1 protein-coding gene is annotated in these 1,274 nt (G+C 59.7%); it reads right to left on the bottom strand.

The window, feature by feature from the left end:
• Positions 1-1,274: amino acid adenylation domain-containing protein (locus B0O95_RS15195; protein WP_146064138.1), on the bottom strand; the 1,274-nt coding region annotated here is incomplete at both ends.

Genomic DNA, 1,274 nt, shown 5'->3' on the forward strand with positions numbered 1-1,274 from the left:
GTTAAGGGCAACGCATCGAGCCGCACAAACGCGGCCGGCACCATATACTCGGGCAAGCGAGCAGCTATATGCGTGCGCAACTTGCTGACCAGCGCGTCATCCGGCTCGGCCACCACGTACGCGACAAGCCGCTTATCCATGCCTTCGCCCCGCACGAGCACCACTGCATCGCGCACCTGCGCGTGTTGCACCAAGCACGCCTCGATCTCACCGGGCTCAATACGAAAGCCGCGAATCTTGACCTGCTCATCGTTGCGCCCGATAAACTCCAGGTTTCCATCGGGCAAATAACGCGCCAAGTCGCCCGTCTTATACATTCGCGCATTCGGTGCATCTGAGAACGGATCGCGCACAAAGCGCTCGGCAGTTAGCTCCGGGCGGTTCAGATAGCCATGCGCGACCCCCGCGCCACCGATGTGCAGCTCGCCGACCGCACCGAGCGGCACCGGCTGGCCGTGTGCATCGAGCAGATAAACTTGGGTATTTGCAATCGGCCGACCAATCGGGATATTGACATTGCCCTTGGGCACCGCAGTGATCCTATAAGTCGTCGCGAATGTGGCGCTCTCGGTTGGACCATAACCGTTGATCAGCTGTTGAGGAGGCGTCTGTCGCAGCACTTGCGCCACCACGCTCGCATCTAGCGCGTCACCTCCGACAATCAAGGCCTTGAGTTGGGGAAAGACTGGGCCCAATTCCATGGCCATTTGATTGAACAAACCCACCGTCAACCACAAAACACTGATGCGCTGTTCGCGCAATGTTTGCGCAAACAGCGCTGGCGTCAGCACCGTGTCATGATCAATCACGACAGCCGCCGCGCCATTTAATAACGGGGCCCAGACCTCAAAGGTGCTTGCGTCAAAAGCCGGGTTGGCCGCAAATGCGATGCGATCATCCGCTCCAACATCAACATAGCCATTGTTGATCACGAGCCGCGCAATCGCTCGATGCGGCACCAGTACGCCCTTGGGCGTGCCAGTGGAGCCCGACGTGTACATCACATAGGCCGTATCAGCACTGCAGCAGGCCGGTTGCGGGCACGTCGTTGGGAAGTGCTCCGTTTGCGCTTCGTCTGACACATCCAGGCGCAATAACGCTGTGGGCACAGCAGCCGTAACTTCGGTGTGCGCATCGGTGAGCAACAACTGGGCGGCGCAATCGCTTACGATCCAGCTTTGCCGCTCTGTGGGCGCGCGCGGATCAATCGGTACGTAAGCGGCCCCTGCCTTGAGGATCGCCAGCTGGGCCACCACCAAATCAATCGAGCGCTC

This window comes from Mycetohabitans endofungorum, from assembly GCF_002927045.1.
Lineage (GTDB): Bacteria > Pseudomonadota > Gammaproteobacteria > Burkholderiales > Burkholderiaceae > Mycetohabitans > Mycetohabitans endofungorum.